Genomic DNA, 8121 nt, shown 5'->3' on the forward strand with positions numbered 1-8121 from the left:
TCGGGCTTAAGCCCTCCCGGCGGTCTCAGGCCGGCGCCGCAGTGGCCGACTTTTGCTCCGCCCCGTGGCCGGTTTTTACTCCGCCGTTGACACCGCAGTTCGGTGCGCTTTCAGGTGTGTGGCGTCGATCATGATGCGTTCGGGCTTCGGACCGTCACCGGACAGGGCCACAAAGATGCGGTCGAATACACCCAGCCGGCTCCAGCGGATGAAGCGATTATAGAGCGTCTTGTGCGGTCCGTAGCCCTTTGGCGCATCCTTCCATTGCAGGCCGTGCTTGATGACGTAGACGATGCCGCTGATTACCCTGCGATCATCGACGCGGGGAACACCATGCGCCAAGGGAAAATGCGGCTCGATCCGAGCCATCTGGCGCTCGCTCAGCAGAAACAGATCATCCATCACGGTCTCCTTCCAGAAACCGTGAATCACATCTCATCCCAAATTAATAGGTCCTGAACCTAGACTTGGATAACACGGTCTCCCGATTGGGCGTCGAAAATGTGGATATTGTCCGGCTCTGGCCGCACCCGCACCCTGTCGCCTGAGCGCAACGTGATGCGCTCCCGGAAGACGCAGGTCAGATCGTTGTCGCCAAGGCGTGCAAGGACGTGGCTTTCCGAACCCGTTGGCTCCACGACTGCGATCTCCACCTCGAACCCGTCATCCGCAAGGGCGAGATGTTCGGGGCGCACGCCGTAAACGAGGGGGCGCCCTTCCAGGCCGGCCGTTGCGCGCGGCAGCGGGAGGCGGTGTCCGCCGTCGGAGACGAAGTGCCCGCCTTCCACCCTTCCATGGATGAGGTTCATCGAGGGCGAGCCGATGAACGACGCGACGAACAGATTCCTGGGATGATCGTACAACTCGAGCGGCGCGCCGATCTGCTCGATGACGCCGGAGCGCATCACGACGATCTTATCGGCCATCGTCATGGCTTCTATCTGGTCGTGCGTGACATAAATCGTCGTCGTCTTCAGCTTCTGGTGAAGCTCCTTGATCTCCGCACGCATCTGCACGCGAAGTTTGGCGTCGAGGTTCGAAAGGGGCTCGTCGAAGAGAAACACCTGGGGATTGCGCACGATGGCGCGTCCCATCGCCACGCGCTGGCGTTGTCCGCCGGACAGTTGGCCCGGATAGCGGTCAAGCAGGGCGGTCAATCCAAGGATCTTGGCGGCTTTTGCAACGTCTTCGGCAATCTGGGCCTTCGGCACCTTCGAAAGCCGGAGCGAGAAACCCATATTGTCCGCAACGGTCATGTGGGGGTAGAGCGCATAGTTTTGGAACACCATCGCGATGTCCCGTTCCTTGGGCTGCAGATTGTTCACGACGCGGCCGCCGATGGCGATGTCACCTCCGCTGATCGCTTCCAGACCGGCGATCATGCGCAGCAGCGTCGATTTCCCGCAGCCCGACGGCCCGACGAGGATGACGAATTCTCCGTCGGAAATGTCGAGAGAGACGTCGGGAATGATCGTGGCGGACCCATAGGTCTTCCTGACATTGGCGATGGTGACCTGCGACATGCGTTTCTCCTTGATTTCTACGGTCGGCGGCGGGCTTCCCGCAAGGCCGGCCAGCCTCATCCCTTCACGGCACCGCCGGTCAACGCCTGCACGATGTAGCGTTGCAGAAGGACGAACATTGTGAGCGCCGGCAGCATCGCGATGATGGATGCGGCGGCAAGGTAGGGAATGGTGATCTCGCCTTCGGTCTGGCCGGGAGCGAAATTCAGGACGCCGATCGAGATTGGCAGCATCTCGGCCCGCTGGATCAGGATGAAGGGGATGATGAACTGCGACCAGCCGGCGATGACATTGAAGATCAGCGCCGCCGCGAGCCCGGGCTTTGCGAGCGGCAGGATGACGATCCGCAAGACCTGCAACCGGCTGGCGCCGTCGATCCGCGCGGCCTCGTCGAGAGAGGGCGGAATGGCATCGAAGAAGCCTTTCAGCAGCCAGACGGTGAAGGGAATCTCGACGGTGATGTAGACGAGGATCACCCCCATGTGGCTGTCCAGCAGGCCCAGCGCCTCGAAATAGCGGTAGAGCGGCAGCGCGATCACCATCGAGGAGATCATCTGGTAGACCAGCAGGATGAGCAGCAGCGGCTTCTGCGCGCGGAACTTCAGCCGCGAAAACGCATAGGCCGCCGGCGCGGAAATGGCGATGCAGCCGGCCGTCGAGCAGGCCGTCAGGAAGACCGAGTTCCACAACATCCGGCCGATTGTCGTTTCGGTGAGGACGTAGATATAGGTGTCGAGGTTCAACGTCGCGGGGAGGAATGTCGGCGGCCAGCTGAAAACCTCGCTCGGCTGCTTCATCGACAGCATGACGACGGCCAGGATGGGAAACAGGGTAAAGAGCACGGCAACCGCATAGATTGCATACAGCCCGGTGTTGGCCAGCCGCCGCCCGCCTGCGGAACCGATTTCAACATTCGCATGGGTCATTGCCTGGTCCTCAATCGGTTTTGCGGTTGATGCGCAGCAGCCGCAGGTAGATCAGCGTCATCAGCAGGTTGACGGCCAGCAGCAGGACCGCGAGTGCGGCGCCGCGACCGAGATTCATGAACTGAAACACCTGCTGATAGACGCGCAGCCCGACGACCTCGGTGGCGCGCGCGGGGCCGCCTTCTGTCAGGGCCATGATCAGATCGAAAGTGTTGATCCCGCCGATCGTGATCAGGACCAGGGCGATGAAGATGACGGGGGCCAGCGTCGGCAGCGTGACAAACCGGAACCGTGCGATGGCGCCGGCGCCGTCGACCCGCGCAGCCTCGTAGAGTTCGGGCGGAATGCGCTGGAGCCCCGCATAAAGCAGGATCATGGTGAAGGCGACGCCCCGCCAGACATTGGCGAGAATAGCGGTGGAGAGGGCAATGTCGGGGTCGGTCAGAAAGCCGACGCTGTTTCCGAACGCGGCCTGGATCCAGTAGTTCAGAAGCCCGTGGCTGGAGGTGGAAAGCAGGATCTTCCACAATACGCCGACGACTACGCCCGGAATGACCCACGCAGCCAGAACGGACGTACGCACCAGAACGATGCCGTGCAGGCCGCGCTTCACTCCCGCATCTATGGCGAGTGCAAGGGCCATGCCCAGCACCAGTTTCAGGATCACCGACCCGCCCGCGAACAGGAACGTCACCTTCAACGTGCGCAGTGTCGAGGGATCACGCAGCACCCGACGGTAGCTGTCGAACGTGTAGTCGTAGTCGGGCGCGACGAGGCTGGCATTCGTGAAGCTGAGCCTCACCACGTCCAGCAGCGGCCAGGTGTAGAAGACGAGCAGGAACAGGCCCGCCGGCAAAAGCCAGAACCAGGGGCTGTCCTGCACACGCGCCCAGGCGGAAGAAGACGTGGATGTCATCGCGAAGGTGGTCCAATCGGTTAAAACAGTGGAACGGACGCGGGCACGGCCGCAGCCGTGCCCGCGTATGGATCAGCGTTCCGCGTCGACGGTCGCCCATGCCTCGTCGACGGCCTCTTCCGGCGTCATCGCCCCCAGAATGACCTGCTGGTATGCGTTGTTGACCGCGGCATCGACCACGTCGCGCAGCTTCCCCTTCGGGAACGGCCTGGCATCGGCAACCGCATCCGCAAACGCCTTGTCCAGGCCTTCGACGGTAAATGCCTGGTAGTTCTTCAATGCGGAAACGCGCGTCGGCGTATAACCGCCTGCCTCGCCCCACCGGGCCATTGCCCACGAGCCCGTATAGGTCTCCATCAGAAGATCCGTCAGCAAGGCCTGCTTCTGGGCATCCTTGGTGAAAAGCCCCCAGGACCAGCCGCCCTGGAACTGGACGGACGAACCACCGGCTAAAGTCGGCATGGGCGCAAACGCCCATTTGTCGCCGTGAGAGGTTCCACGGATGCCGCCGCCCATAAAGGTTCCACCAAAAGCGAACGGCATTTCACCCGCCTCCACGCGCGATACGACGTCGCCGGTGGCCGCGAAGCTCACGATATCGGAGGGCATGAGGCCGCGATCCACCATGTCCTTGTGCCACGAAAGCACGCGCATCATCGCGTCACGGTTGGCCGGCTCGTTGAAGACCGGGGTCGCCTGCTCGTCGTTGTTAATGATGGATCCGCCGATTCCGGCCATTTGCGGCATGAGGATGTAGTTCATCACGCCAGGGCCGCCGAGCAGAAACATGCCATAGCGGAAATTGTGCTCTTTCTTCAGCTTTTCGGCAACTTGCGCCAGTTCTTCCAGGGTTTTCGGCGGGGTCTCTACCAGGTCGCGCCGATACCACAGCCCGGTCGTATACGAGGTCATCTGCAGATACTTCACTTCGCCGGTGGCCGGGTGCTTCATGCCCTCCATAACGCCCGAGAGGAAATCCCCCTTCTCGGCGGCGGTCAGGTACGGGTCGAAGGACGCCGTCAGGTCATAGAATTTACCATAGTCGAGATCCTCCACCATGATGGCGTCGGCGGCCCGGCCTGCGGCAGCGTCCTGAAGGCGCTTGGCAACGATCACCGCGTCGTCTCCCTGCTGCACCTGCACCTGAATTTTCACGTCGGGATGGCGGCGTGCCCACGCCTCGAAGGCTTCGGTCAAGACAGCCCTGCGCTTTGCGTCGTTGGATTGGTGCGAATAGGCGAAACGCGGCTGGATGGTCAGGGTTATCGGTGCGTCCGCTTTTCCGATGAGCTCGGGCGTGATGATCTGTTCCTGTGCAACGGCATGCGTTGCAGTCCAGCCAAGCATCATGGCGGCCACCAGTCCAGCCAAGCGTCTCCGCTGCATAGTATCGCGCAATGTCATTTTGCTTACTCCTCCGTTTGCCTGTGGTTCGGTTGAAACAGGGATCCCTCCGTAGCGCCAAGCTGCTCCGGCAGGCCTTGGCACGATCCCATTTGTCATGGGTTGTAAGACCATATCGAATATTTGTCAAACCAATTTCATTATCGTTTGACAAATGCCCTGTCGCAACCTAGGTTGGCGGCATGGAACAGAATATTTCGTCGTCTGATCTCAAATACCTTCGGCGCAGCGATTTCATCTACGACCAGCTCGTTGGCGAAATCGTCAGCGGCGCGATGCAGATCGGGGACCGGTTCGAAACGGAAACGCAGCTTGCTGCCCGTTTCGAGGTCTCCCGCCCCATCATTCGAGAGGCGCTGGCACGTTTGCGCGAGGACGGGGTCATCGCGTCACGGCAGGGGTCGGGCACCTATTTGTCGCGCCGGCCGGAGGCGAAGGTGTCGCAGATCGCCCCGTTGGCGAGCGTGAACGATATCCAGCGGTGTTTCGAAATGCGCATCAGCGTGGAGGGCGACTCGGCATATTTTGCGGCGTTGCGCGCGGAGAAGGACGATATCGACACCATTGCGCGATGCTGCGATGCGCTCGAGCGGGTCAATCTCGATGCCAATCTCGGCGGAGAAGAGGATTTCCTTTTTCATCGCGCCGTGGCGCTTGCCAGCAAGAACCGGTTCTACGTTTCGATTATCGACCAGATCCGCGAGCATCTGCTGCAAGGCATCCTGATCAATCGCGCCTTGAAGATGGACGGCGGCCAGTCGCGGATTTCCAAGGTGGTCGTGGACCATGCCGCTATCCTGGAATGCATTCGCAAGGGTGATGCAGAGGGCGCAAAGGCGTCGATGAAAACCCATCTGCTGAACGCGAAATCTCGAATATTCGAAGGATAGGCCTGTGAAAATCGCCGCTGTTGAAACGTATCTGATGCAGGCGGGCAGTCCTGCCGAAACTGCCTGGTCGGAGGAATCCGCCGGCGGCATGAGCCTTAGCGGAACCCGCCAGTGGCTTTTTGTCCGCGTCATCGCCGAGGACGGCACGTATGGTGTGGGGGAAGGCTCCGGATGGCCGGCGGTTGTGCAGGCCGCCGTGCGCGACCTCGCGCCGTTGCTCGTCGGCCAGGACGTCTACAACATCGACCGGTTGTGGAGCCGGCTGCACCTGGCCCAGATGGGCCACGGGCTCACGGGTACGGTCGGAGGGGGAGCCCTCAGCGCCCTCGACATGGCGCTGTGGGACCTGAACGGCAAGCTTCTGGGGGTGCCGGTCTGGCGATTGCTCGGCGGCAAGTTCCGGGATGTGGTTCCCGCATATGCCCATACCAGCAGCGTCGAAACGACCAAGAGGCTGATCGATCGGGGCTATCGCGCATTCAAGACCGGCGGCGTTTCGAGTGCGCTCGACAAGGCCACCGCCCTGCGCGCCGCGTTCGGCAACGAGATCGACCTGATGGTCGACCTGCATGGCCCGCCCTGGCTGACCCCGGCCGACGCGCGCCGGATGTCCCGCGAGTTCGAGCCGTTGAACCTGCTGTTCCTCGAGGAGCCGGTTGCTCCGGAGCATCCGAACGAACTGCTGCGCCTTCGCGATGCCTGCCACGTACCGGTTGCCGCGGGCGAGCGAACGGCGAAGATCTGGGGCCTGGCGCCGCTGATCACCAGCGGGGCGATCGATGTCGCCCAACCCGATACCGGCCGTTTCGGAGGCATCGGGCAGATGAAAAAGCTGGCGGCGATCGCCGAAGCTTTCGGGGTGACGATAGCGCCGCATGCCGGCACGCTGGGTCCCGTCGCGGAATTCGCCGCCATCCACCTGATGGCGGCGATCCCCAATGCGCTCATCCTGGAGCGGTTCGGCTCCGACTGGCCCGGACGCGAGCGCGTGATTTCCGCGCCCCCCGTTTTCCGCGATGGCGGTCTCGAAGTGCCGGATGTGCCCGGGCTGGGCGTCGATCTGGTGCTGGACGAAATCGCCAAATATCCCGCGCAGCGCAACACGGGCATTCCGAACGACGCGCATTACGCGCCGGGAACCGCGAACGAGCACCTCTACATACAGCCCCGGTTCAACGCGACCGGATTGCGAGCAAGGACCGCCGAATGACCCAAAACCATACACTTTCTCCCGAAACGCTGCGGCGGCTGCAAAAAGCGAGCACCGCCACCATCGCGACGCTGCTCTATAAACAGGGCTACACCAACTGCTATATTCAAGGGGTTTCCTGCCTCAACGAGAAGCGGACCAAGCTGGTGGGGCCGGCATTCACGTTGCGCTATATCGCCTCGCGCGTGGATACGGATCAACTGGAGGCGTTCCGTTCCGCCGATCATCCGCAGCGCGTAGCGGTCGAGACATGCCCCGAGGGCCATGTGCTGGTCATGGATTGTAGGCAGGATGCGAGTGCGGCGTCTGCCGGGTCGATTCTGCTCACACGCCTGGAAGTGCGCGGCGCCGCAGGTTGCGTTACGGACGGTGGTGTGAGAGACGCAACGGGTGCGGGACAATTGTCGATGCCGGTCTTTGCGGCAAAACCCTCGGCACCAACTAACTTAACCAAGCATCACGCTGTCGATATCAACGTGCCCATAAGCTGTGGTGGGGTTCCTGTCTATCCTGGGGATGTCCTCGTCGGCGACGGTGATGGAGTCATGGTCATCCCAGCACATCTTGTCGAGATGATTGCGGAAGCTGCCGAGCCGATGGAACTCTTTGAAGAATTCGTGCTGCAAGAGGTCAGGCACGGGGTTCCGATAATTGGTCTCTACCCACCGACCGATCCAGATACATTGGTGCGTTTCAATCACTGGAAGGCGGCTTGCGGGGCGAACTAAGCCAGCGTGACTCGTTAATCTTCCAAGATGTGCAGGAACATTCCGTTGCAGCATGTTCGCGTTAACATTGGAGCGATTTGTCGATCGTTGCTGATCAGTAGTCGGGAATGAGCGATCAATGCTGGCCCGGTCGAATCCTAACAGAACGAGTTCGTTCTGCATGGAGCACGCCGGCGGATCGCTACCTGCGGATGTTTTCGGACGTCCAGAAGGTGTTCTATCTGGCGGATTCGGAAATGCGGCCAGCATGCGCTCGCGGGCTTCGACAACGTAATTATTGGTGTGTCATGCTGTCTCGATAAGGCGGCTGTCGACTGTTTGCGAGTCCATCCAATCTGTAGCCCGCACGGCTTCCGGCTCGAAGTAGGATGAAAACCGACGGGAAAGTTCGCCGAGATCTAGCATGACGCGCCGCCAGTGGAGTTGCATCGTACGCATCCGGGGAAGGACGCCTTGCTGTTTTGCGAATTTTGGTGAGGCTCCGGCTATATCGACGTCAATATAGCCAGTGTTCTACCCATGGA

7 protein-coding genes and 1 pseudogene are annotated in these 8121 nt (G+C 61.2%); 3 read left to right on the forward strand and 5 right to left on the reverse strand.

Annotation, left to right across the window (positions count from 1 at the left end; translation table 11 throughout):
- Nucleotides 1-78 precede the first annotated feature (78 nt).
- From EV665_RS31440 to EV665_RS31460, 5 genes and pseudogenes are all read right to left on the reverse strand, one after another.
- Nucleotides 79-402, reverse strand: a pseudogene (locus EV665_RS31440) (transposase); the annotation flags it as partial.
- Between the two features lie 59 nt (nucleotides 403-461).
- Nucleotides 462-1523: an ABC transporter ATP-binding protein gene (locus tag EV665_RS31445; protein ID WP_133037193.1), complete on the reverse strand. Its 1062-nt coding sequence runs from the start codon at nucleotides 1521-1523 to the stop codon at nucleotides 462-464.
- Between the two features lie 56 nt (nucleotides 1524-1579).
- A complete protein-coding gene (locus EV665_RS31450; protein ID WP_133037194.1) occupies nucleotides 1580-2449 on the reverse strand; it encodes a carbohydrate ABC transporter permease in 870 nt (289 codons plus the stop codon).
- A gap of 10 nt (nucleotides 2450-2459) precedes the next feature.
- Nucleotides 2460-3365: a carbohydrate ABC transporter permease gene (locus EV665_RS31455; protein ID WP_133037195.1), complete on the reverse strand. Its 906-nt coding sequence runs from the start codon at nucleotides 3363-3365 to the stop codon at nucleotides 2460-2462.
- A 72-nt stretch (nucleotides 3366-3437) separates the two neighbouring features.
- Nucleotides 3438-4769 (reverse strand): sugar ABC transporter substrate-binding protein, encoded by a 1332-nt coding sequence (locus tag EV665_RS31460; protein WP_162853233.1) that lies wholly within the window; start codon nucleotides 4767-4769, stop codon nucleotides 3438-3440.
- A 182-nt stretch (nucleotides 4770-4951) separates the two neighbouring features.
- Here EV665_RS31460 and EV665_RS31465 point away from each other — a divergent pair, with 182 nt between their 5' ends.
- The 3 genes from EV665_RS31465 to EV665_RS31475 are packed head-to-tail and all read left to right on the forward strand — an operon-like array spanning nucleotide 4952 to nucleotide 7597.
- Nucleotides 4952-5659 carry a FadR/GntR family transcriptional regulator gene (locus EV665_RS31465; protein ID WP_133037197.1) on the forward strand — a complete coding sequence of 236 codons (708 nt, stop codon included), beginning with the start codon at nucleotides 4952-4954 and terminating at the stop codon, nucleotides 5657-5659.
- Between the two features lie 4 nt (nucleotides 5660-5663).
- The gene (locus tag EV665_RS31470) at nucleotides 5664-6869 is read left to right on the forward strand and encodes a mandelate racemase/muconate lactonizing enzyme family protein (RefSeq protein WP_133037198.1); all 1206 of its coding nucleotides are present in this window, start codon (nucleotides 5664-5666) and stop codon (nucleotides 6867-6869) included.
- Nucleotides 6866-7597, forward strand: a complete 732-nt coding sequence (locus EV665_RS31475) for a ribonuclease activity regulator RraA (RefSeq protein WP_133037199.1) — start codon at nucleotides 6866-6868, stop codon at nucleotides 7595-7597. The genes EV665_RS31470 and EV665_RS31475 overlap by 4 nt, the downstream gene beginning before the upstream one ends.
- Nucleotides 7598-8121: the final 524 nt, after the last annotated feature.

Origin of the sequence: Shinella granuli (genome assembly GCF_004341885.1) — a bacterium.
Taxonomy (GTDB): Bacteria; Pseudomonadota; Alphaproteobacteria; order Rhizobiales; family Rhizobiaceae; genus Shinella; species Shinella granuli.

Bases quoted from the DNA above. Each gene is read 5' to 3' on its own strand.
- EV665_RS31445 (WP_133037193.1), bottom strand. From the start codon at position 1,523: ATGTCGCAGGTCACCATCGCCAATGTCAGGAAGACCTATGGGTCCGCC.
- EV665_RS31450 (WP_133037194.1), bottom strand. From the start codon at position 2,449: ATGACCCATGCGAATGTTGAAATCGGTTCCGCAGGCGGGCGGCGGCTG.
- EV665_RS31455 (WP_133037195.1), bottom strand. From the start codon at position 3,365: ATGACATCCACGTCTTCTTCCGCCTGGGCGCGTGTGCAGGACAGCCCC.
- EV665_RS31460 (WP_162853233.1), bottom strand. From the start codon at position 4,769: ATGACATTGCGCGATACTATGCAGCGGAGACGCTTGGCTGGACTGGTG.
- EV665_RS31465 (WP_133037197.1), top strand. From the start codon at position 4,952: ATGGAACAGAATATTTCGTCGTCTGATCTCAAATACCTTCGGCGCAGC.
- EV665_RS31475 (WP_133037199.1), top strand. From the start codon at position 6,866: ATGACCCAAAACCATACACTTTCTCCCGAAACGCTGCGGCGGCTGCAA.